This window comes from Streptomyces sp. NPDC051563, from assembly GCF_044454225.1.
Lineage (GTDB): Bacteria > Actinomycetota > Actinomycetes > Streptomycetales > Streptomycetaceae > Streptomyces.
The window spans coordinates 202,323-224,151 of the sequence record NZ_JBITDL010000001.1; the positions used below are offsets into that span (position 1 = coordinate 202,323).

The following is a 21,829-nucleotide window of genomic DNA, read 5'->3' on the forward strand; positions in this document are numbered from 1 at the left end:
TGTGTGGATGAGCTGGGTCAGCGACGCGACATGTAGATGTCGAGGGCCTTGTGCAGCAGCTTGTTGAGCGGGAAGTCCCACTCGCCGACGTACTCGACGGCCTCGCCGCCCGTGCCGACCTTGAACTGGATCAGGCCGAACAGGTGGTCGTTCTCGTCCAGGGTGTCACTGATGCCGCGCAGGTCGTAGACGCTCGCACCGAGCGCGTAGGAATCGCGCAGCATGCGCCACTGCATGGCGTTCGAGGGGCGGACCTCGCGCTTGTGGTTGGCGGAGGCGCCGTACGAGTACCAGACGTGCTGGCCGACGGTGAGCATCGTGGCGGCGGCCAGCGGCTCCCCCTCGTGCGTGGCGATGTAGAGCCGCATCCGGTTGGGGTCCTCGGAGTTGAGGGCCGTCCACTGGCGCTGGAAGTAGCTGAGCGGGCGCGGGCGGAACTTGTCGCGCTCGGCCGTGACCTCGTACAGCTTCTGCCAGGTCGGCAGGTCGTCGTAGCCGCCCTGGACGACCTCGACGCCGGCCTTCTCGGCCTTCTTGATGTTGCGGCGCCACAGCTGGTTGAAGCCCTTGAGGACGTCGTCCAGCGAGCGGTTGGCCAGGGGTACCTGGAAGACGTACCGGGGCTGGACGTCGCCGAAGCCGGCGCCGCCGTCCTCGGCCTGCTGCCAGCCCATCCGGCGCAGCTTGTCGGAGACCTCGAAGGCGCGGGGCTCGATGACCGAGGCCTCCACGTCGCGCAGGCGCTTGACCTCCGGGTCCTGGATCCCGGCCTTGATGGCGGTCGAGTTCCAGCGGCGGATGACGACGGGCGGGCCCATCTTCACGGTGAAGGCGCCCTGCTGCTTGAGGTGCGCCAGCATCGGCTGGAGCCACTCCTCGAGGTTGGGGGCGTACCAGTTGATGACCGGGCCCTCGGGGAGGTACGCGAGGTACCGCTTCACCTTGGGCAGCTGTCGGTACAACACGAGTGCGGCGCCGACGAGTTCGCCGGACTGGTCGAACCATCCGAGGTTCTCGGAGCGCCATTCGTTCTTGACGTCGGCCCACGCCGGGACCTGGCAGTGGCTAGCCGAGGGCAGGCTCTGGAGGTAGCCCAGGTGCTGCTCTCGGCTGATGGTCCTCAGGGACAGGCTCATGCGGGGCGTCTCCTCGGCGGCTTCGCTGGCTATGGCGCGAAGCCTACTGCGACGGGGGCGCCACCCATCTGGGGGACAGGCCGTGCCTGGGCCGGTGGGAGGCCGGCGCCCCGTCGCGAGACACCCGGTCAGCCCAGCCAGCCGCCGAAGAGACCGCCGTGCGCCATGCCGAGGAAGAAGCCGATGGCCGAGGCTCCGAGGCCGATGATCAGTGCTGTGCGCTCGCGTGTCGTGACGGAGATGAACTGGCCGTAGAGCCCGGTGACGATCCCGATCAGCCCCGTCCAGGAGCTGAGCAGGTGCAGGTGGTGGAAGAAGCCCGTGACGAACGCCACGGCGCCGAGGACCAGGGTGACGGCCACCAGGGTGTCCTGGAGCGGATGGGGCTTGCCGTCGGTCGCGAAGAGCGAGATGGAGGACTGAGGACGCATTGCCTGTGCCATCGGAAGGCACCTCCTGGCTGCAGCAGAGCGGTGCTGCGGGCTTCCCGCGGCAGGAGCCGAAGGCATAGCACCGAGCACACCCGATGCATACAGATTGTGGCCTCCTCCTGCCGGATTTCAACCGGAAGGAGTGGAGGAGGTAGTCTGTACAGCTGCGCGGTGTCTGCTCTGCAGATGCCGTGCGCACGCATCACGACCCTCCTGCCACGGAACGACCGTGGCCGCTGAGTCCAAAGGAGGTGGGTTCCACATGCGTCACTACGAAGTGATGGTCATCCTCGACCCCGATCTCGAGGAGCGCGCTGTCTCCCCGCTGATCGAGAACTTCCTTTCTGTCGTCCGTGAGGGCAACGGAAAGGTCGAGAAGGTCGACACCTGGGGCCGTCGTCGTCTCGCTTACGAGATCAAGAAGAAGCCCGAGGGCATCTACTCGGTCATCGACCTCCAGGCCGAGCCTGCGGTCGTCAAGGAGCTTGACCGACAGCTGAACCTGAACGAGTCGGTTCTCCGGACCAAGGTCCTTCGCCCCGAGACCCACTGAACTTCGGTTCAGCGGTAATCGGGACCGAGTAGCACAGCAGCCCAGCAGCAATCCCCGCCGAGAGGTTCATCCATGGCAGGCGAGACCGTCATCACGGTCGTCGGCAATCTCGTCGACGACCCCGAGCTGCGCTTCACCCCCTCGGGTGCGGCGGTCGCGAAGTTCCGTGTCGCGTCCACTCCCCGCACCTTCGACAAGCAGACCAATGAGTGGAAGGACGGCGAAAGCCTGTTCCTGACCTGCTCGGTCTGGCGCCAGGCGGCTGAGAACGTCGCCGAGTCCCTTCAGCGGGGCATGCGCGTCATCGTGCAGGGCCGGCTGAAGCAGCGGTCGTACGAGGACCGTGAGGGTGTCAAGCGCACGGTCTACGAGCTGGACGTCGAGGAAGTCGGCCCCAGCCTGAAGAACGCCACGTCCAAGGTCACCAAGACCACTGGTCGCGGTGGCCAGGGTGGATACGGCGGCGGTGGCGGCGGTCAGCAGCAGGGCGGCGGCGGCGGCAACTGGGGCGGAGCCCCCGGTGGCGGCGCCCCCCAGGGCGGCGGAGCTCCCTCCGACGACCCCTGGGCGTCCAGTGCGCCGGCCGGCGGCCAGCAGCAGGGCGGCGGCGGTGGCGGTTGGGGCGGAAGCTCCGGCGGCTCCGGCGGTGGCTACTCGGACGAGCCGCCCTTCTAGGGCAGCTCGCACCCCCACTTCTTGATTTCACAGGAGAGACACCATGGCGAAGCCGCCTGTGCGCAAGCCTAAGAAGAAGGTCTGCGCGTTCTGCAAGGACAAGACCGCGTACGTGGACTACAAGGACACGAACATGCTGCGGAAGTTCATTTCCGACCGTGGCAAGATCCGTGCCCGCCGCGTCACCGGCAACTGCACGCAGCACCAGCGTGACGTCGCCACGGCTGTGAAGAACAGCCGTGAGATGGCACTGCTGCCCTACACGTCCACCGCGCGATAAGGAAAGGGTGACCGAATAATGAAGATCATCCTGACCCACGAGGTCTCTGGCCTCGGCACCGCCGGCGACGTCGTCGACGTCAAGGACGGCTACGCCCGCAACTACCTGGTCCCGCGTGGTTTCGCGATCCGCTGGACCAAGGGTGGCGAGAAGGACGTGGCGCAGATCCGCCGCGCCCGCAAGATCCACGAGATCGCGACGATCGAGCAGGCCAACGAGTTCAAGGCCAAGCTCGAGAACGTCAAGGTCCGTCTGGCCACCCGCGCGGGTGACGCCGGTCGTCTCTTCGGTTCCGTCACGCCCTCCGACATCGCCACGGCGATCGAGGCGTCCGGTGGCCCGAAGGTCGACAAGCGCCGCGTGGAGCTGGGCTCCCCGATCAAGACCCTCGGCTCGTACCAGGTCTCCGTGCGTCTGCACGCGGACGTGGCCGCGACCGTCGGCATCGAGGTCGTCGCCGCCTAAGGGCTGCGCATGAAGGGCCGCACCCCTGTGGGGGTGCGGCCCTTCTTCGTTGCTCCGGCAGTTGCTCCGGGTGTTGCTTCAGCCGCTGGTTCAGCAGCTGGTTCAGCCGTTTTCGGTGGATGTTTCACGTGAAACATCGCCCCGGGCGGGCCCCGGGGCGGGCTGCTGCCTACCGGGTGGCTCCGGCGACCAGCCAGCGTCCCGAGCGGGCCCGCAGCTGGAGGGTGACCATCCGGACCAGCATCATGAGCGTCATGGCGCACCACAGGGCCGTCAGGCCGCCGCCCAGGGACGGTACGAGCAGGGCGGCCGGGGTGAAGACGGCGAGGGTCAGGAGCATGGCCCAGGCCAGGTAGCGGCCGTCGCCCGCGCCCATCAGGACGCCGTCGAGGACGAAGACGATGCCGGAGACGGGCTGTGAGAGGGCCACCACGAGCAGCGCCGGCAGGAGGGCGTCTTCCACGGCGGGATCGCTCGTGAAGAGCGGGATGAACACCGGGCGGGCCGCGATCACCAGGAGGCCCAGGACGATGCCGGAGGCGATCCCCCACTGCACCATGCGGCGGCAGACGGCCTTGGCCCCGTCGGTGTCGCCCGCGCCGAGGTAGCGGCCGATGATGGCCTGCCCGGCGATCGCGATCGCGTCGAGGGCGAAGGCGAGCAGGCTCCACAGGGAGAGCAGGATCTGGTGGGCGGCGATGTCGGCGTCCCCGAGCCGTGCGGCCACCGCGGTCGCGATCAGCAGGACGGCCCGCAGGGACAGGGTGCGGACCAGCAGGGGAGCGCCGGCCTGCGCGCAGGCCCGGATGCCCTCGGCGTCGGGCTTCAGGGAGGCGCCGTGCCTGCGGGCGCCCCGGACGACCACGACGAGGTAGGCGGCGGCCATGGCGCACTGAGCGATCACCGTGCCCCAGGCGGAGCCGGCGATGCCGAGTCCGGCTCCGTAGACGAGGGCGACGTTCAGGGCTCCGTTGAGGGCGAAGCCGCCGATCGCGACGTACAGCGGCGTGCGGGTGTCCTGGAGGCCGCGGATGACGCCCGTGGCGGCGAGCACCATGAGCATCGCCGGGATGCCGAGGGCCGAGATCCGCAGGTAGGTGACCGCGTACGGGGCGACGGTGTCGGAGGCCCCGAAGAAGGAGATCAGGGTGGGCGCCGTGGGCAGCACGACGGCGACGACGACCGCGCCGAGGAGCAGGGCGAGCCAGATGCCGTCCATGCCCTGCCGGATGGCGGCCTGGAGGTCGCCCGCGCCGACGCGTCGGGCGACGGCCGCGGTGGTGGCGTAGGCGAGGAAGACGAAGATGCTCACGGCCGTGGTGAGGAGTGCGGCGGCGATGCCGAGACCGGCCAGCTGGGGGGTGCCGAGGTGGCCCACGATGGCGCTGTCGGCCATCACGAAGAGGGGTTCGGCGACGAGGGCGCCGAAGGCGGGGACGGCGAGTGCGAGGATCTCGCGGTCGTGCCGTCTCGGGGCAGCCTTCGGTGCGGTGGGGGCCAGTCTCATGTGCTCAATCTAATCTTCCACAGGTAATAGACGCAAGGGCCCTGGAGTCCTTACTGATACGCCGATTCGAGCGTTCGTCCCACCTCATTGGAGGCGATCTTGAGACAGTGGCGAAGAATTTTCTCCCCCACAGCCGGTGGAGGGAGAAATGCCAGGTCAGGTGGGGTAGGTGGGTAGGGCAGGTGATTTTGTCCACAGCACCGTCCCCCGGTCCGTGCACAGCTTCCGGGGAGTTACCCACAGCATTGGCGTCGTCATCCACACCTCATCCACACAGCCTGTGGATAACAAGATTGGCTGACGTCGCTCCCGGCCCTACCGTGGGTCGTTGTCCGACTCGCCGAAAGCCGATTCGGGTGCCCCAAATGTCAGAGCCGTGTCGTAGAAAGAGTGACACGGCAAGGTCCGCGTTGCGGACGGGAGGAGGCGGCCCGGTGAGCATGTCCGAGCCCATGGACGACCCCTGGGCCGACAGCGGTCCTGGTGACCGTCTGCCCGCCCGTCCGCGCCGGGGCGGCGAAGGCCGTGGCCGCGGGGACGAGAAGAACGACCGGGACCGCGAGGGCGGCTCCTGGGACGGCGGTGGCGGCGGCTTCGAGCGGGTCCCGCCCCAGGATCTCGACGCCGAGCAGTCGGTCCTGGGCGGCATGCTGCTGTCCAAGGACGCGATCGCCGACGTGGTCGAGGTGATCAAGGGGCACGACTTCTACCGCCCGTCGCACGAGACGATCTTCCAGGCCATCCTCGACCTCTACGCCAAGGGCGAGCCGGCCGACCCGATCACCGTCAGCGCCGAGCTGACCCGGCGCGGTGAGATCAGCAAGATCGGCGGGGCTCCCTACCTGCACACCCTGGTCCAGTCGGTCCCCACGGCGGCCAATGCCGAGTACTACGCGGAGATCGTCCACGAGCGGGCGGTCCTCCGCCGGCTGGTCGCGGCCGGTACGAAGATCACGCAGATGGGCTACGCCGCCGACGGGGACGTCGACGAGATCGTCAACAGCGCCCAGGCCGAGATCTACGCCGTCACCGAGCAGCGGACATCCGAGGACTACCTGCCGCTCGGCGACATCATGGAAGGCGCGCTCGACGAGATCGAGGCGATCGGTTCGCGCAGCGGCCAGATGTCGGGCGTGCCGACCGGCTTCACGGACCTGGACTCGCTGACCAACGGCCTGCACCCGGGCCAGATGATCGTCATCGCGGCCCGCCCCGCCATGGGAAAGTCCACCCTCGCGCTGGACTTCGCCCGTGCCTGCTCCATCAAGGCCAATCTGCCCAGCGTCATCTTCTCCCTCGAAATGGGGCGCAACGAGATCGCGATGCGCCTGCTCTCGGCGGAGGCCCGGGTGGCCCTGCACCACATGCGCTCCGGCACGATGACGGACGACGACTGGACCCGGCTGGCCCGCCGGATGCCGGACGTCTCCGCGGCCCCGCTCTACATCGATGACTCCCCCAACCTGTCGATGATGGAGATCCGGGCCAAGTGCCGCCGCCTCAAGCAGCGCAGCGACCTCTCGCTCGTCGTCATCGACTACCTCCAGCTGATGCAGTCGGGCGGCTCGCGCCGGCCCGAGAGCCGCCAGCAGGAGGTCTCGGACATGTCCCGAAACCTCAAGCTCCTGGCGAAGGAGCTGGAGGTCCCGGTGATCGCGCTGTCGCAGCTGAACCGTGGTCCCGAGCAGCGCACCGACAAGAAGCCGATGGTCTCCGACCTGCGTGAGTCCGGCTCGATCGAGCAGGACGCCGACATGGTGATCCTGCTGCACCGCGAGGACGCGTACGAGAAGGAGTCCCCCCGGGCCGGTGAGGCGGACCTGATCGTGGCGAAGCACCGTAACGGCCCGACGGCCACCATCACCGTGGCCTTCCAGGGCCACTATTCGCGGTTCGTGGACATGGCCAACACGTAGCATCCGCCCCATGGATGCCGTATCTGAAGATCTTGTCCTGCTGCCCGCGACCCGCCGTGCGCTGAGCCACCGGATCGCGGTCGCCCAGCGCGAAGGCCGTGCTCCGTCCCTGGTGGCCGCCGTGGTGCGGGGTGGAGAGGTGGTCTGGGAAGGGTCCCGGACCATGGTCGAGGGACACGGCCCCGACGGAGACGTGCAGTACCGCATCGGGTCGATCACCAAGACGTTCACCGCCGTGCTCGTGATGCGGCTGCGGGACGAAGGCCTGCTGGAACTGGGCGACCCGATCGAGAAGTTCCTGCCGGGAACGGGAGTCGGCGAGGTGACGGTGGGCCAGCTGCTGGCCCACACGTCCGGACTGGCGGCGGAGACGCCCGGCGAGTGGTGGGAGCGCACGGCGGGCACGCTGCGGCCGGAGCTCTCGGACGTCCTGGGCGAGCGCCCCTTCCGCTTCGAGCCCGGACGGCGCCACCACTACTCCAACCCCGGCTACACCCTGCTCGGTTCGCTCGTGGAAGCCGTCCGGTCCAGGCCGTGGGAGGAAGCGCTCCGGGCCGAGGTGCTGGAGCCGCTGGGGCTGGGGCGCACGACGGCGCAGCCGGTGGCCCCGCACGCCGGCGGCTGGGCGGTGCACCCGTGGGCGGACGTGATGATGCCGGAGCCCCTGGAGGACCTCGGGCTGATGGCCCCGGCCGGGCAGCTGTGGTCCACCACCGGTGATCTGGCGAAGTTCGCCGCCTTCCTCGTACGGGGCGACGCGCGCGTGCTGAGCGCCGAGTCCGTACGGGAGATGCGCACGTCGGCCACTCCCCCTGAGCCGGGCTTCGCCGACCTCGGTTACGGGCTCGGGATGCAGCTGACGCCGAGCGGCGGCCGCCGGCTCGCGGGCCACAGCGGCTCGCTGCCCGGCTTCGTCGCCGGGCTGTGGCTGAGCGAAGCGGACGACGTGGCCGCGGTGGTGCTGGCCAACTGCACCTCGGGGCTGCCCGCTTCGACGCTGGCGGCGGACCTCCTGGGCATCGTCGCGGACGCCGAGCCGCGGATCCCCGAGCCGTGGCGGCCGCTGCGCGAGGCCGATCCGGTCGCGCTGGAGCTGTGCGGCCCCTGGTACTGGGGCACGTCGGCCCAGGCCGTGCGGCTGACCTACGACGGGTTCCTGGAGCTGGGACCGGTGGGCGGGAACGGCCGGTCCGCGCGGTTCCGGCCGGAGCCGGACGGCAGCTGGACCGGGCTGGGCGGCTACTACGCGGGGGAGTCGCTGCGGGCCGTGCGGCGGCCGGACGGATCGGTGAGCCACCTCGACCTCGGCTCGTTCGTGTTCACCCGCGAGCCCTACGACCCGCAGGCACCGGTGCCCGGCGGGGTCGACCCGCAGGGCTGGCGGGGCATCGGCTGACGGACCGCCTCACCCCGCTGCGAGTTCGCGCTCCAGCGGGGTGCGGAAGCGCGGGGTGATGCGGGCCTCTCCCAGCCAGGCGGCGAGCCGGACGGCCTCGGCGGCGACGGCCTTCCCGGCTTCGCCGCCCCGGTCGCCCAGCAGCCGGTGGACGATCTCCCCGTCGGCGCGCTGGGCCCAGCCGCCGACGATCTCGCCGTTCCACCACACCGTGGGGCCGATGTTGCCGGAGCGGTCGAAGAGCGGCGCCCGGTGGGCGGGGTCGAGCTGGAAGCCCCGGTCCGCCCAGCCCATCGCGCTCGGGTCGAGGGAGGGCAGCAGGGCGGCCCAGGGCTCCTGGGCCGGCTCGGGTCCGGTGTCCCCGGGGCAGACCAGCGCGGTGGAGCCGTCCTCCAGCCGGACCTCGTCGGGGCCGACGGCCGCGAGGGCCTTGCGGACCTCGGTGAGGGTCCAGCCCGTCCACCACTTGAGGTCGGCCCCGGTGGCCGGGCCGTAGGCGTGGAGCCAGCGGCGGGCGATCTCGGCGCGGGCCTCGGCCGCGGGCACGGCGGGCCACGGCCGGGTGTGGACCCAGCGGTACTGGCTGGAGGTCCACGAGCCCCGGGGCCGGTCCCGCCGGATCCGGCCGTCGGCGGCCAGCAGTCGGATGACGCGGGTGGCGACGCCGGTCTCGGTCTCGTACTTCTTGCCGCGGCCGTAGACGAACTTCCGGCGCAGGGCGGGTACCGCCGCGGAGAGCTGGCTGCCGGTGGAGGGGCCGTGGGCGTCGAGCGCGTCGAGCACGGCACCCTCCACCTCGGCCAGCCAGTGGGCATCGAGGCCCTGACCGTCCTCGTCGAGGTGCTTGAGGAAGGTGCGGCGCTCCTTCGCGGCGATCCCGCGGGCCGTGGAGGCGTCGACGTACGGGGCGAGTTCGGTGGAGACCGCGAAGAGCGTGTTGCGCATGCTGAGCAGCCGTACGAGGCTCACGTCCTCGTAGAGGGCCCGTTCGATCGTTGCGGTCGCGCCCTCGCGCAGCCGGGCGCGGGCGGAGAGGAAGACGGTCGCGGCATCGGTGGCGTGCAGGGCGACGACGGAGTCCGCGGCCTCGGACACGGTGGCGGCGTGCGCCGACGGGGCCAGGCGGTGCCGGCGGCCGAGACGGCGGCGTCGCTCCGCCGTGCTGACGAGGGGAAGGCTGCTCATCCTCCCGATCGTAGGCCGGGCCCCCGGCGGCGGCCCGGCCCCCACGGGATCTCAGAGCTGGAGCTTGAAGCCGACGTGCGAAGCGGTGAAGCCGAGCCGCTCGTAGAAGCGGTGGGCGTCGGTGCGGGTCACGTCCGAGGTGAGCTGGACGAGCGAGCAGTTCTCCGTACGGGACCGTTCGATCGCCCATTCGATGAACCGGGTCCCCAGCCCGCTGCCGCGCTCGTCGGCGTGGACGCGTACGCCCTCGACGATCGAACGGGTGCTCCCCTTGCGGGACAGCCCGGGGACGATGGTCAGCTGGAGGGTGCCGACGACGCGGCCCTCGCGGACGGCGACGACCACGTGCTGGTGCGGGTCCTCCGTCAGCCGTTTGAGCGCCGCGGTGTACGGGGTGAGGTCGTCGGGGGACTCCCGGGTGGCGCCGAGGGGGTCGTCAGCGAGCATGGCGACGATCGCGGGCAGGTCCTCCTCGGTGGCGGGACGGATGAGCAGGCCGGAACTGGTGTCGGTCATGGGCGGATCCTCCTGGCTCAGCCGGCCGCCACGGTGAGCGGGGCCCACCGGCGGGTCCAGTCACCGGGCAGTGCGGGGATGTCACGGGTCATGACGGCGTTGAAGGCCACGGAGCCCAGACCGCGCTCCTTGAGCCAGCCGAGCAGCTCCTCGTGGCGGACGTCGACATCGGTGCGCAGGGGCCGGTCGGTGGCCGCCGCGAGGGCGGTGACCAGGGCGCGGGCCGCGCCGGTGTCGCGGGCCACCAGCGGGCCGATGACATGGGTCTCCATGTTCGGCCAGATGGCTCCGTAGCCGATCAGCTCACCGGAGGCGTCCTCGGCGACGAGCAGCCGGTCCGTGAAGGCCGGCAGCCGGGTGACCAGGTGGGTCCGGTCGGTGCCGAAGACCTCGGCGTCCAGCAGCAGGATCCGCGCGATGTCCTCGCCGCCGGCGGGCCGGACGCGGACGGTGTCCCGGGCGGGACCGGCGGCGTCCGGGCTGAAGGAGCCCCGGAGCATCTCGGCGCGGCCGGTGGTCTCGAAGCCGAGCTCCTCGTAGAGCGGGCGCCCGTACGGGGTGGCGTGGAGGGTGAGCGGAACGCCCTTGAGTACCTCGTCGCAGATGTACGTCATCAGGCGCCGGCCCAGGCCCTGGCGGGCGTAGCGCTCGGCGACCAGGACCATGCCGATGGCGGCGAGTTCGGGATCGGCCTGCGGAGGCCCGTAGTGGGTGACCACGCAGGCGGTGGCGAGACCCGCGCCGTCGGGGGCGTCGATGCCGTAGCCGTGCCCGGCGGCGAGCAGCAGCCCCCACTTGTGGTCCTCGCGGGGCCAGCCGCGGTCCTCGGAGAGATCGGCGCAGTGGCGGAGGTCGTCCACGGTCAGTGCGCGGATGGGAAGGGCGGTGAGATGGGGTGGTGTCACGGCCTCAGGGTGGTTCATCGGACCGGGCGTGGTCCAGAGGATTTGGGTGGATGTTTCACGTGAAACATCGCGGCGGCGGCAACGCGCTGTTTCACGTGAAACCAAGGCATTAGCCTCGATGGCTATGACACGCCTCCACCTTTTCGACCTCGACGGGACGCTGATGTACGGCTCGGCCTCGCCGGTCGAGATCTCCCGTCAGCTCGGGCTGTCCAACGAGATCACCCTGCTGGAGCGGGCCTTCGTCGCGCGGGAGCTCCAGCCGCACCAGTTCGCCCTGGCCGTGCAGGAGCTCTGGGCGGAACTGACTCCGGCACACGTCCGGGCGGCCTTCGACGGGGCTCCGTGGCTCGCGGGGATCCGGGAGGTCTGGCAGGAGATTCGGGAGCGGGGGGACTACTGCGCGGTGATCTCGCTGTCGCCGTCGTTCTTCGTGGAGCTCCTGCTGGAGTGGGGCGCGCACGCCGCGCACGGCTCGGTCTTCCCGGAGGTGCCCTTCACCCGGCTGGTGGACGTGGCCGGGATCCTGACGCCGGCGGCGAAGGTCACGGTCGCCGATCGGCTGTGTGCGCAGTTCGGTGTCACGCGGGCCGACTGTGTCGCGTACGGCGACTCCAGTACCGACGTGGAGCTCTTCAAGGTGGTCCCGCTCTCGGTCGCGGTGAATGCCCGGCCCTACCTGCTGGAGCAGGCGACGCACGTCTACGAGGGCCGGGACCTGCGCGAGGCATACCAGCTGACAGGGGTGGCACGCACGGGAGTTGAGGCATCTTAAGGGGAAAGTGGGTTCGAAACGCGGAATTCCCGCATTTCCCCGCAGGCTCTGGGGCGGACTGGCACGCTGTGAAACCCGGAACCACGGATTCGAAGGCCGTGGCGTGTGCAGACCTACCGAGATGCTCGAAGCGAGGCACCGCATGGACGCTCCGCCCACCAGATCGGCAAGACGGGGGCCGTCCCGGATACCGTCCGGGGACGGTGAGCCCGAGCCCTCCCCCGAATCCCCCGGACCTTCTCCCGAATCCGCCGGACCTTCCCCCGGATCGGCCGGACCTTCTCCCGCGCCGTCCCCCGACGCCGTGCTCATCCGCCGGACCCTCGCGGACATCGCGCCCGTCGCCGACCGGGTGACTTCCTACTTCTACGCCCTCGTGTTCACGGCCCACCCGGATCTGCGGGGGCTGTTCCCCGCGGCGATGGACGTACAGCGCGACAGGCTGCTGAAGGCGCTGCTGACGGCCGCCGAGCACATCGACAACCCCGAGGTGCTCACCGCCTACCTGCGCCGGCTGGGCACGGGGCACCGCAAGTACGGCACCCGGCCCGAGCACTATCCGCCGGTGGGAGAGGCCCTGCTGGGGGCGCTGGCCAGGTACGCGGGGGACGGCTGGGGGCCGGAGACCGAGGCCGCCTGGGTGCGGGCCTACACCGCGATCTCCCAGATCATGATCGACGCGGCGGCCGAGGACGAGCCCAAGGCGCCGCCGTGGTGGCACGCGGAGGTGGTGTCCCACGATCTGCGCACCTCCGACATCGCGGTGATCACCGTCCGCCCCGACCAGCCCTACCCCTTCCTCGCGGGCCAGTACACGACCCTGGAGACCCCGTGGTGGCCGCGGATCTGGCGGCACTACTCCTTCGCCTCGGCGCCGCGTGCGGACGGACTGCTGTCCTTCCACGTCAAGGCCGTACCGGCGGGATGGGTCTCCAACGCCCTCGTGCGGCACGCCCGGCCCGGCGACGTGCTGCGCCTCGGGCCCCCGGCGGGATCGATGGTGGTCGACCACACCACCGACAACGGAATGCTGTGCCTGGGCGGCGGCACGGGCATCGCCCCGATCAAGGCACTGATCGAGGACGTGGCCGAGCACGGAGAGCGCCGTCCGGTGGAGGTGTTCTTCGGGGCCCGCAGCGACGACGACCTGTACGACAAGGACACCCTGCTGGGGCTGCAGCGCTCGCACCCCTGGCTGTCGGTGCGCCCGGTGGTCTGCGACGAGGGGCTCGCCGGACAACTCCCGCAGGCGGTCGGCACCCACGGGCCCTGGAGCTCGTACGACGCGTTCGTCTCGGGACCGGCCGCGATGATCCGCAGCGGGGTGGACGCGCTGAAGAGGATCGGGATCCCCGGTGAGCGGATCCGGCACGACGAGGTGGAGGAACTGGCGGGCGTCGCCGGCTGATGACGGCGGCGGCGCCCGCGTGCGGTGGGTCAGCCCAGGTCGGGGGCGTGCATCGCGCGCACGCCCTCGATGTTGCCGTCGAGGTAGTGGCGCAGGGACAGCGGGACGAGGTGCACGGCGGCGATGCCGACACGGCTGAAGGGCACGCGGACGATCTCGTACTCGCCCTCGGGCTCGTCGATCTCGGGGCCGTGCCGCTGGCTGGGGTCCATGGATTCGAGATGGCAGACGAAGAAGTGCTGCACCTTGACGCCGGTCACTCCCCTGTCGGCGATGTGCTCGACGGTGTCGACGAAGCAGGGCACGACATCGGTGATCTTCGCGCCGAGTTCCTCGTGGAGTTCCCGGTGGAGGGCGTCGACGACGGTCAGGTCCGTGGGCTCGACGCCGCCGCCGGGGGTGAGCCAGTACGGGTCGACGCCGGGCTTGGTCCGCTTGATGAGGATCAGGTCGCCACCGTCGAGCAGGATCGCGCGGGCGGTGCGTTTGACCACTGGACGTTCGGTCATGGGAGAAGAGTGGCCCAGACGTCCGCTTCTGAAACGCGTCCGGTGAAACCGCCGGGCGGGAACCCGGGCGGTCCGAGCCGCCGGACGGCGTGCTCGGACCCCACCCGGACGGCCGGTCAGCTCTCCGCGGCCGCCAGGTCGAGCGCCCGCAGCACGTCCGCGACCAGGTCCTCGGTGTCCTCGGCCCCCGCGGAGAAGCGGATGAAGCCCTCCGCGACGGCGTCGCCGCCCCACCGCCGGCGGCGCTCCGCGGTGGACCGCACGCCGCCGAAACTGGTGGCGTCCTCGACGAGACGCAGGGCGGCCATGAACCGTTCCGCATGCGCGCGGCCGGCCAGGTCGAAGGAGACCACGGAGCCGAAGCCCCGCATTTGACGTGCGGCCGTCTTGTGGGACGGGTCCGACGGCAGGCCCGGGTAGCGCAGCCCGGTGACGTCGGCGCGGTCGGCGAGGGCCTCGGCGACGGCGAGCGCGTTGGCCCACTGGCGCTGCGCGCGCAGCTGGATGGTCGACAGGGACCGGTGGGCGAGCCAGGCCTCCATGGGGCCGGGGATCGCGCCGACCACCTTGCGCCAGCGGCGGATTCCCGCGGCGAGTTCGGCGTCGCGGCAGACGACGTAGCCGAGCAGCAGGTCGCCGTGGCCGGTCAGCCCCTTGGTGCCGCTGGCCACCGAGAAGTCGGCGCCCAGTTCGAGGGGGCGCTGGCCGAGCGGGGTCGCGAGGGTGTTGTCGACGGCCACGAGGGTTCCGCCGGCGTGCGCCGCGTCCACCAGGCGGCGTACGTCGCAGACGTCGAGCCCCGGGTTGGACGGGGTTTCCAGCCACAGCAGCCGGGCCCCGTCGAGCACCGAGAGCTGGGCCTCCTCGCCGGTGGGGGCGGTGCGCACGTGGACCCCGTACGCCTCCAGCTGTTCCCGTACGAGGGGCAGGACCTGGTAGCCGTCGTCGGGCAGGACGACGGTCTCGCCGGCGCGTGCCTGGGAGAGCAGGACGGCGGAGACCGCTGCCATGCCGGAGGCGAAGACGACCGTCTCGGCCCCGTCCAGACCGGGGGCTTCCAGCTCACCGATGGCCCGTTCCAGCAGGGTCCAGGTGGGGTTGGTGTCGCGGCCGTAGGCGTAGGGACCCTCGACGTCGCCGGGAAGGTGGAAGTGGGCGGCGAAGACGGGACCGGGCAGTGGAGGCTCGTTCTTGACGGGCTCCGGCAGGCCTGCACGGACGGCGACGGTGCCGTCGCCGAGCCGCTGCGCCTTCGGCTGCACGGGGTCGGGGGCGCTCATGGGGTGTGCTCCTTCACGGCTTCGCTGACGGCGGCCAGCAGGCCGGGGCTCGCCGCCTCGACCAGCTGAAGGCACTCCTCGAATCCGTCGAGGGGGCCGTAGTAGGGGTCCGGTACGTCGGTCTGGGCAGCGGAGGCCGCCGGGTCGTAGGACCGCAGCAGCCTGACTTTGGCGGCGTCCTCGGGGGTGGGAGCGAGCGCCCTCAGGTCCCGCAGGTGACCGGCGTCGAGGGCGATGACGAGGTCGAGGCCGGCGAACCACGAGGCCCGGAACTGCCGGGCCCGGTGGCCCGGCTCGTACCCGGCGGCTTCCAGGACGGCCATGGTGCGCGGGTCGGCCCCGTCCCCCTCGTGCCAGCCGCCGGTGCCGGCGCTGTCGACCTCGACCAGGCCCGAGAGCCCGGCGTCGGCCACGTGGGAGCGGAAGACCGACTCGGCCATGGGCGAGCGGCAGATGTTGCCGGTGCAGACGAAGCACACGCGGTACATGGACGCCCGGCCTCAGTTCTTGTCGGGCAGGACCATGTTCAGGGCCCAGGAGACGATGGAGATGATCAGGGCGCCGACGATCGCCGACCAGAAGAAGTCGTCGACGTGGAAGCTGAGGTCGAACTGCCTCGCCAGCCACGAGGTCAGCAGCAGCATCGCCGCGTTCACCACGATGGTGAAGAGGCCGAGGGTGAGGACGAAGAGCGGCAGCGAGAGCAGCTTGACCACGGGCTTGACGATGAGGTTGACCAGGCCGAAGATCAGCGCGACCAGGATCAGGGACAGCACGCGGTGACCCATGCTGCTGCCGTCGTTCAGCGTGATGCCCGCGACGAGCCAGATGGCGACGCCCAGGGCTGCCGCGTTGGCGAGGGTCTTGACTACGAAATTCGTCATGTGTCTGATCGTTGCAGAGAAGGTCGCGGCGGAACATCAGCTGATCTGCGGATGCTTGCCGGACTCAAGAGCACAAGGGGTACGAAGACGATGAAGGCCTTCCGGCTGGACGACCTCGAGGCCGAGCGGGCCGCGAACCAGGGTGCCTACCTGCAGTTCCTGCGCGAGCGGAACATGTCGGTCGGGCTGTACGCGTTGGATGCCGGGCAGAGCGATCCCCAACAGCCGCACGGCCAGGACGAGGTGTACTTCGTCGTGAGCGGCCGGGCCTCGATCACCGTCGGGGAGGAGACCACGACGGTGGCCAACGGGAGCGTGATCTACGTGCCGGCGGGGGTGCCGCACAAGTTCCACCACATCACCGAGAACCTGAAGGTCATGGTCGTCTTCTCTCCGCCGGAAGGGTGAACGGACCCCGGTTCTGAGGGTCCGGAGCCCCGTCCCCCTAGGGGTCGGATCAGGGGACTACGGGGGCTCGCGGGCCCCCGCCGCGAGCCGTGGCCTCCTAGCATCGAGAGCAGGAAGTCACGGACAGACGGACGAGGAAGAAGAGGTCGAGGACATGGAAGGCATCCGAGGGATATTCGAGGGCATGCCCTGGTGGGTCAAGTGGGTCGCGGTCCCGCTGCTGGTGCTGTTCGTCTTCGGTGGTGTGATCACCAGCATCATCGGTGCGCTGATCGGCTTCCTCTTCAAGGCGCTGCTCCTCGTGGCCCTCGTCGGAGGCCTGATCTTCGTCGTCAGGAAGTTCAAGGGCACCGAGTCGAAGTCCTCCGCCGGAGAGTGGTAGAACTGGCGCAACCAGGGTCACACCGGGATTAACCCAGCTGAGGGAACGTGAAGCCCTAAACCGCTCACGGCCCGGGAATCGGCGGATAGAGTGGCAATCTGTGCCGTTCCCTGGGCACCGAACGCCGGTACTGCCGCCCTGACCTGCGGTTCTCTGTTACAGACACCGAGCACGACCCCCAGGAGTCACGGCACACGCGGGGGCGGCCCCCGCAGGGCGGGCCCTCCCAAGGCTCGCCGCCACGCCTGGGGGTGAGCTTTGTCTTCGGTTCACAACGCCGGTGTGCCGACTCTGATCGGTTCGGTGCAGCGGGCACTGAGGCTGCTCGAAGCGGTGGGTTCCCATAGTGAGGGAGCCCCGGCGAAACAACTGGCGCGCGAGGCCGGGCTCCCGCTTCCCACCGCGTACCACCTGCTGCGCACCCTGACGCACGAGGGCTATCTGCGACGGGAGAGCGGGGTCTTCGTCCTGGGGGACGCCGCGGGCCGACTGGCCGGTGGCGGACTTCAGCAGAAACGTCGCAGCATGATCCTCGACTCCCTCGCGCACTTCCGCGACGCGGTCGGGGCCCCCGTCTACTTCGCCGTCTACCGCGAGGGTGAAATCGAGGTCGTGGGTGTCTCGGACACTCCGGCCCACCCGGCCTGCGAGGAGTGGGCCGATTTCCGCGAGACCGGCCACGCGCACGCGATCGGGCAGTGCCTGCTCGGCCAGCTCGACGAGAAGACGCGCAGGGACTACTACGACCGTCATCCGGTCGAGGCCATCACCTCCTACACCGTGCGGGATCTACGGGCTCTGGAGCAGCGCATCGCCTCCATGGAGCGGATGCAGCCGGTGACGGAGAGGCAGGAATACTCCCTGGGCACGGTGTGCGCGGCCATCCCCATCACGGCCGGCGACACCGCCGCGACGATGGCGATTTCTCTCCCCCTGCACCATGAAGACCGATTGCTGTATGCGGTCGATCGGCTACGGAGTGAAGTAGGCGCGCTGTTGAGCACCCTCTCGTTCTCTATCAGTATCTGAAAACTCACTCCTTGTGATCTGCAAGCGCTTACACCACTCTTGTCAAGAGGGCCTTGGGGGATCATTCCTGGCCACTTCCACTACAGCGGGGTAGGCAATGCGCGAGTCGGTACAGGCAGAGGTCATGATGAGTTTCCTCGTTTCCGAGGAGCTCTCGTTCCGGATTCCGGTGGAACTCCGGTACGACGCTCGTGACCCCTACGCAGTCCGCCTGACCTTCCACCTTCCCGGAGATGCGCCCGTGACCTGGGCGTTCGGCCGGGAGCTTCTTCTGGACGGCATCAACAAGCCGTGCGGTGACGGCGATGTGCACATCGCCCCGACCGAGCCGGAGGAACTGTCCGATGTCCACATCAGGCTGCAAGTAGGCGCGGACCGGGCTCTCTTCCGCGCGAGCGCGGCGCCACTCGTGGCGTTCCTCGACCGCACCGACCGGATCGTTCCGCTCGGCCAGGAGCGCAACCTCGGGGACTTCGAGGAGAACCTCGACGAGGCGCTCGACAAGATCCTGGCGGAGTCGCAGCAGAACGAGCAGAACGCGGGCTGACGCCGGCCCGGCCGGAGACCCGACGGCACGACCTGCATGACGGCACCATCCGCACCACCCGCACCACCGAAGCTACGCACCGCGGCTCAGCGTGCCGACGCGCTGAGCGCTCCACCCTGCCGTTCCTCACGACCGGCCGAGTGCGCGAACTGACCCGTCGCGCCCGCCGGTCCGCACGTTTCAGCGCTTGCGCCGCCGACCCCGGCCGCCGCGGAGCGGCCCCGAGGCCGCTGTGGCCGCCGGGGATTGCGTGCGGTCCGCGGACACCACCAGCGCGGCCAGGGCCGTCGTCACGGGGACCGAGGCGACCAGGCCGATCGAGCCCACGAGGGTCCGCACGATCTCCTCCGCGACCAGCTCGCTGTTGGCCACCGACCCCATGCTGCTGTTCGCGATGGAGAACAGCAGGAGCAGCGGCAACGCCGCGCCCGCGTAGGCCAGTACCAGCGTGTTCACCACCGAGGCGATGTGGTCGCGCCCGATCCGGATGCCCGCCCGGTACAGCCCGCGCGGTCCCATCGACGGGTCGGCCTGGTGGAGTTCCCACACCGCCGAGGTCTGCGTGACGGTCACGTCGTCGAGGACGCCGAGCGATCCGATGATGACACCCGCAAGCAGCAAACCGCTCATGTCGATGTTCGGGTAGAGCCCGTGGATCAGCCCGGTGTTGTCGTCCGTGTTGCCGCTCAGGAACGCCCAGTCGATGAACAGCGAGCCCAGCAGGCCGATCAGGAGCAGCGAGATGATCGTGCCGAGCACCGCCACCGAGGTGCGTGCCGTCAGCCCGTGGCACATGTAGAGCGCGATCAGCATGATCGCGCTGGCTCCGACCACGGCCACGACCAGCGGATTCGACCCCTGCAGGATCGCCGGGAGGATAAAGAGGGTCAGCACGGCGAAGCTGACGACGAGGGCGATGAGCGCGAACAGCCCGCGCATCCGCCCGACGATGACGACGGAGAGGGCGAAGATGCCGGCGAGCAGGGCCATCGGCAGCTTGCGGTTCACGTCGATCACGGAGTACTGGAGGTCCCGGGGCGCGTCCGGCGCGTAGGCGACCACCACGTCCTGGCCGTCCGTCAACTGCCTTGGGGCGCCCGGCTGGACGATCTCGACGAACTCGCGGCCCTTGTCGGGACCGCTGCCCACCCTGACCGTGGCCTTCTTGCACTCGCCGTTCTGCGCGGCGATGGCCTCGCGCCCCTCGGGGGTGGAGGCGTCACCGGTCGGCGGGACCTGTGCGGCGTTCACGGATTTGCAGTCGACGTGCTGGAGCGCGACGACCGTGCCCTGCTGGGTCTGCCGGTCGAAGCCGACGCCGGTGCGCTCGTGGCCCGGCGCACCGCCCGGCCAGAGCACGACCATGCCGATCACGACGGCGGCGGCGAAGGGGATCAGTACGGCCGCGATCACCTTGCGCAGGTGCTTCGAGACGGGGGCCGCCGGGCCATGGCTGTGCGCATGGCCGTGGGAGTGGCCGGAAGGGGCGGCGGGCGAATGGCCGGGGTCCGCGTGCGCGTGGCCTGCGTGGCCGGCATGACCTGCGTGGCCGGCGGGATCCGTGGGTTCGGTGGGGGGCTGCGGCGAGGACGTCACTGGCTGATCATCGCAACAGATGAGGGGGCCCACTGTTCAGCACGCCACACATGACGCTAGCGTGGGGGCTACTTTGCACAACGCGGGAGCTCGGAGCACCGGGCTGAGAGGGCGCTGATCACCGTTCGCATTCGAAGATGCGTACGGGAGGAGGCTGCGTCGACCGCCGAACCTGTTACCGGGTAATGCCGGCGTAGGGAGATTAGGTCTCATGACCATTCAGGACGCACGCACGCCTGCCGTCAGCCAGGACGCCGACGGCCAGAACGAGCGCCAGCCCGGCTGGCACAAGGGATATGTGGCGGGCTCCCGCCCCGACATCCGGGTGCCGGTTCGCCAGGTCCACCTCACCAACGGCAAGGACGTGACGCTCTACGACACGTCCGGGCCGTACACCGACCCGCAGATCGAGACCGACGTGCGCCGCGGCCTGCCGCCGCTGCGCGAGAACTGGATCATCAGCCGCGGCGACACCGAGGAGTACGCGGGCCGCCCCGTGCGCCCCGAGGACGACGGCATCAAGCACACCTCGCCGCGCGGTGGCCTCAAGAACCTCGACGCGGTCTTCCCGGGCCGTCCCCGCCAGCCCCGCCGAGGCCGTGGCGGCGCCGCGGTCACGCAGCTCGCGTACGCCCGCCGCGGCGAGATCACCCCGGAGATGGAGTACGTCGCGATCCGCGAGAACGTCTCCCCCGAGGTCGTCCGCGAGGAGATCGCCGCAGGTCGCGCGGTCATGCCGGTCAACGTGAACCACCCCGAGATCGAGCCGATGATCATCGGCAAGCGGTTCCTGGTGAAGGTCAACGCCAACATCGGCAACTCCGCGGTCACTTCCTCGATCGAGGAGGAGGTGGACAAGATGACCTGGGCGACCAAGTGGGGCGCCGATACGGTCATGGACCTCTCGACCGGCCGCAACATCCACACCACCCGCGAGTGGGTGCTGCGCAACTCCCCCGTGCCGATCGGCACCGTGCCGCTGTACCAGGCGCTGGAGAAGGTCGACGGCCGCGCCGAGGACCTGACCTGGGAGATCTACAAGGACACGGTCATCGAGCAAGCCGAGCAGGGCGTCGACTACATGACGGTCCACGCCGGCGTGCTGCTGTCGTACGTGCCCCTGACCGCCCGCCGCAAGACCGGCATCGTCTCGCGCGGCGGCTCGATCATGGCCGCCTGGTGCCTGGCGCACCACAAGGAGAACTTCCTCTACACGAACTTCGAAGAGCTCTGCGAGATCCTCGCGGCGTACGACGTCACGTACTCCCTGGGTGACGGCCTGCGCCCCGGTTCCATCGCGGACGCCAACGACGCGGCGCAGTTCGCGGAGCTGAAGACGCTGGGCGAGCTCAACACGATCGCCAAGCGCCACAACGTGCAGACGATGATCGAGGGCCCCGGGCACGTCCCGATGCACAAGATCAAGGAGAACATCGACCTCCAGCAGGAGATCTGCGAAGAGGCGCCGTTCTACACGCTCGGCCCGCTGACCACCGACGTCGCGCCCGCGTACGACCACATCACCTCGGGCATCGGCGCAGCGATGATCGCCTGGTGGGGCACCGCGATGCTCTGCTACGTCACGCCCAAGGAGCACCTGGGCCTGCCGAACCGCGACGACGTGAAGACCGGTGTCATCACGTACAAGATCGCGGCCCACGCGGCGGACCTGGCCAAGGGCCACCCGGGCGCCCAGGAATGGGACGACGCCCTGTCGGACGCGCGGTTCGAGTTCCGCTGGGAGGACCAGTTCAACCTGGCCCTCGACCCGGACACGGCCCGTGAGTTCCACGACGAGACCCTCCCGGCCGAGCCGGCCAAGACCGCGCACTTCTGCTCCATGTGCGGTCCGAAGTTCTGCTCGATGAAGATCTCCCAGGACATCCGCCGCCAGCACGGCGGCGATCTGGGCGCCGAGGAGATCGAGGCGGGCATGGCGGAGAAGTCCGCCGAGTTCGCGGCCGCGGGCAACCGCGTGTACCTGCCGCTGGCGGACTGACCTCCCGTCCACGGCACGAACGGACGGCCCGCGACACCGAGGGGGGA

The 21,829-nt window shown here is 70.0% G+C and carries 24 protein-coding genes and 1 riboswitch; of the genes, 13 read left to right on the forward strand and 11 right to left on the reverse strand.

The features are described from left to right. Positions 1 to 17: 17 nt before the first annotated feature. Together ACIA8F_RS00960 and ACIA8F_RS00965 are read right to left on the reverse strand one after the other, a co-directional pair. Positions 18 to 1,136 carry a peptidoglycan bridge formation glycyltransferase FemA/FemB family protein gene (locus tag ACIA8F_RS00960; RefSeq protein WP_266879257.1) on the reverse strand — a complete coding sequence of 373 codons (1,119 nt, stop codon included), beginning with the start codon at positions 1,134 to 1,136 and terminating at the stop codon, positions 18 to 20. Positions 1,137 to 1,264: 128 nt separating this feature from the next. Continuing rightward, positions 1,265 to 1,579: a hypothetical protein gene (locus ACIA8F_RS00965; RefSeq protein WP_383939955.1), complete on the reverse strand. Its 315-nt coding sequence runs from the start codon at positions 1,577 to 1,579 to the stop codon at positions 1,265 to 1,267. A gap of 250 nt (positions 1,580 to 1,829) precedes the next feature. On the opposite strand from ACIA8F_RS00965, the gene rpsF reads away from it, so the two are divergent. The 4 genes from rpsF to rplI all read left to right on the forward strand — a co-directional run bounded on the left by rpsF (position 1,830) and on the right by rplI (position 3,540). Beyond that, complete coding sequence (gene rpsF / locus ACIA8F_RS00970) at positions 1,830 to 2,120, forward strand: 30S ribosomal protein S6 (protein ID WP_015034882.1); 291 nt, start codon at positions 1,830 to 1,832, stop codon at positions 2,118 to 2,120. A 72-nt stretch (positions 2,121 to 2,192) separates the two neighbouring features. After that, a complete protein-coding gene (locus tag ACIA8F_RS00975) occupies positions 2,193 to 2,795 on the forward strand; it encodes a single-stranded DNA-binding protein (protein ID WP_399376039.1) in 603 nt (200 codons plus the stop codon). Between the two features lie 43 nt (positions 2,796 to 2,838). Further along, positions 2,839 to 3,075 (forward strand): 30S ribosomal protein S18, encoded by a 237-nt coding sequence (gene rpsR / locus ACIA8F_RS00980; protein ID WP_005315025.1) that lies wholly within the window; start codon positions 2,839 to 2,841, stop codon positions 3,073 to 3,075. An 18-nt stretch (positions 3,076 to 3,093) separates the two neighbouring features. Beyond that, positions 3,094 to 3,540 carry a 50S ribosomal protein L9 gene (rplI, locus tag ACIA8F_RS00985; protein WP_243331152.1) on the forward strand — a complete coding sequence of 149 codons (447 nt, stop codon included), beginning with the start codon at positions 3,094 to 3,096 and terminating at the stop codon, positions 3,538 to 3,540. A 169-nt stretch (positions 3,541 to 3,709) separates the two neighbouring features. Here the strand turns inward: rplI and ACIA8F_RS00990 are convergent, their stop codons facing one another. Then, positions 3,710 to 5,047: an MATE family efflux transporter gene (locus ACIA8F_RS00990; RefSeq protein WP_399376040.1), complete on the reverse strand. Its 1,338-nt coding sequence runs from the start codon at positions 5,045 to 5,047 to the stop codon at positions 3,710 to 3,712. A gap of 452 nt (positions 5,048 to 5,499) precedes the next feature. On the opposite strand from ACIA8F_RS00990, the gene dnaB reads away from it, so the two are divergent. Both dnaB and ACIA8F_RS01000 read left to right on the forward strand, forming a co-directional pair. After that, the gene (gene dnaB / locus ACIA8F_RS00995) at positions 5,500 to 6,963 is read left to right on the forward strand and encodes a replicative DNA helicase (protein WP_351371810.1); all 1,464 of its coding nucleotides are present in this window, start codon (positions 5,500 to 5,502) and stop codon (positions 6,961 to 6,963) included. Positions 6,964 to 6,973: 10 nt separating this feature from the next. Beyond that, the gene (locus tag ACIA8F_RS01000; protein WP_399376041.1) at positions 6,974 to 8,359 is read left to right on the forward strand and encodes a serine hydrolase domain-containing protein; all 1,386 of its coding nucleotides are present in this window, start codon (positions 6,974 to 6,976) and stop codon (positions 8,357 to 8,359) included. Positions 8,360 to 8,368: 9 nt separating this feature from the next. On the opposite strand, the gene ACIA8F_RS01005 is transcribed toward ACIA8F_RS01000, so the two are convergent. Genes ACIA8F_RS01005 through ACIA8F_RS01015 form a run of 3 tightly spaced genes read right to left on the reverse strand, consistent with a single transcriptional unit; the run spans position 8,369 to position 10,965 of the window. Continuing rightward, entirely contained in the window at positions 8,369 to 9,544 is a 1,176-nt protein-coding gene (locus tag ACIA8F_RS01005; RefSeq protein ID WP_399376042.1) for a winged helix DNA-binding domain-containing protein, read from the reverse strand. A gap of 51 nt (positions 9,545 to 9,595) precedes the next feature. Beyond that, positions 9,596 to 10,060: a GNAT family N-acetyltransferase gene (locus ACIA8F_RS01010; RefSeq protein WP_399376043.1), complete on the reverse strand. Its 465-nt coding sequence runs from the start codon at positions 10,058 to 10,060 to the stop codon at positions 9,596 to 9,598. Positions 10,061 to 10,077: 17 nt separating this feature from the next. After that, complete coding sequence (locus ACIA8F_RS01015) at positions 10,078 to 10,965, reverse strand: GNAT family N-acetyltransferase (RefSeq protein WP_399376045.1); 888 nt, start codon at positions 10,963 to 10,965, stop codon at positions 10,078 to 10,080. Between the two features lie 124 nt (positions 10,966 to 11,089). On the opposite strand from ACIA8F_RS01015, the gene ACIA8F_RS01020 reads away from it, so the two are divergent. Together ACIA8F_RS01020 and ACIA8F_RS01025 are read left to right on the forward strand one after the other, a co-directional pair. Further along, the gene (locus ACIA8F_RS01020; protein WP_399376046.1) at positions 11,090 to 11,740 is read left to right on the forward strand and encodes an HAD family hydrolase; all 651 of its coding nucleotides are present in this window, start codon (positions 11,090 to 11,092) and stop codon (positions 11,738 to 11,740) included. Positions 11,741 to 11,861: 121 nt separating this feature from the next. After that, positions 11,862 to 13,148 (forward strand): globin domain-containing protein, encoded by a 1,287-nt coding sequence (locus ACIA8F_RS01025; protein WP_399376047.1) that lies wholly within the window; start codon positions 11,862 to 11,864, stop codon positions 13,146 to 13,148. A gap of 29 nt (positions 13,149 to 13,177) precedes the next feature. On the opposite strand, the gene ACIA8F_RS01030 is transcribed toward ACIA8F_RS01025, so the two are convergent. The 4 genes from ACIA8F_RS01030 to ACIA8F_RS01045 form a co-directional block, all read right to left on the reverse strand. After that, positions 13,178 to 13,657 carry an NUDIX domain-containing protein gene (locus ACIA8F_RS01030; protein WP_399376048.1) on the reverse strand — a complete coding sequence of 160 codons (480 nt, stop codon included), beginning with the start codon at positions 13,655 to 13,657 and terminating at the stop codon, positions 13,178 to 13,180. A gap of 116 nt (positions 13,658 to 13,773) precedes the next feature. Continuing rightward, the gene (locus ACIA8F_RS01035; RefSeq protein ID WP_399376049.1) at positions 13,774 to 14,937 is read right to left on the reverse strand and encodes a cystathionine gamma-lyase; all 1,164 of its coding nucleotides are present in this window, start codon (positions 14,935 to 14,937) and stop codon (positions 13,774 to 13,776) included. After that, a complete protein-coding gene (locus ACIA8F_RS01040; protein ID WP_399376050.1) occupies positions 14,934 to 15,425 on the reverse strand; it encodes a low molecular weight protein-tyrosine-phosphatase in 492 nt (163 codons plus the stop codon). The genes ACIA8F_RS01035 and ACIA8F_RS01040 overlap by 4 nt, the downstream gene beginning before the upstream one ends. Before the next feature lie 12 nt (positions 15,426 to 15,437). Further along, positions 15,438 to 15,821, reverse strand: a complete 384-nt coding sequence (locus ACIA8F_RS01045) for a phage holin family protein (protein WP_399376051.1) — start codon at positions 15,819 to 15,821, stop codon at positions 15,438 to 15,440. A 90-nt stretch (positions 15,822 to 15,911) separates the two neighbouring features. On the opposite strand from ACIA8F_RS01045, the gene ACIA8F_RS01050 reads away from it, so the two are divergent. From ACIA8F_RS01050 to ACIA8F_RS01065, 4 genes are all read left to right on the forward strand, one after another. After that, a complete protein-coding gene (locus tag ACIA8F_RS01050) occupies positions 15,912 to 16,229 on the forward strand; it encodes a cupin domain-containing protein (protein ID WP_399376247.1) in 318 nt (105 codons plus the stop codon). A gap of 163 nt (positions 16,230 to 16,392) precedes the next feature. Further along, on the forward strand, positions 16,393 to 16,611 hold the full coding sequence (locus ACIA8F_RS01055; RefSeq protein ID WP_243331368.1) for a DUF5326 family protein: 219 nt from the start codon (positions 16,393 to 16,395) through the stop codon (positions 16,609 to 16,611). Positions 16,612 to 16,902: 291 nt separating this feature from the next. Then, positions 16,903 to 17,640 carry an IclR family transcriptional regulator gene (locus ACIA8F_RS01060; RefSeq protein ID WP_399376248.1) on the forward strand — a complete coding sequence of 246 codons (738 nt, stop codon included), beginning with the start codon at positions 16,903 to 16,905 and terminating at the stop codon, positions 17,638 to 17,640. A gap of 97 nt (positions 17,641 to 17,737) precedes the next feature. Then, entirely contained in the window at positions 17,738 to 18,187 is a 450-nt protein-coding gene (locus ACIA8F_RS01065; protein WP_399376053.1) for an SsgA family sporulation/cell division regulator, read from the forward strand. Positions 18,188 to 18,367: 180 nt separating this feature from the next. Here the strand turns inward: ACIA8F_RS01065 and ACIA8F_RS01070 are convergent, their stop codons facing one another. Then, entirely contained in the window at positions 18,368 to 19,783 is a 1,416-nt protein-coding gene (locus ACIA8F_RS01070; protein WP_399376054.1) for a YibE/F family protein, read from the reverse strand. A gap of 72 nt (positions 19,784 to 19,855) precedes the next feature. Beyond that, positions 19,856 to 20,000, forward strand: a riboswitch (TPP riboswitch). On the opposite strand from ACIA8F_RS01070, the gene thiC reads away from it, so the two are divergent. Beyond that, positions 19,995 to 21,782 carry a phosphomethylpyrimidine synthase ThiC gene (thiC, locus tag ACIA8F_RS01075; protein WP_399376055.1) on the forward strand — a complete coding sequence of 596 codons (1,788 nt, stop codon included), beginning with the start codon at positions 19,995 to 19,997 and terminating at the stop codon, positions 21,780 to 21,782. (Overlaps the previous riboswitch by 6 nt.) Positions 21,783 to 21,829: the final 47 nt, after the last annotated feature.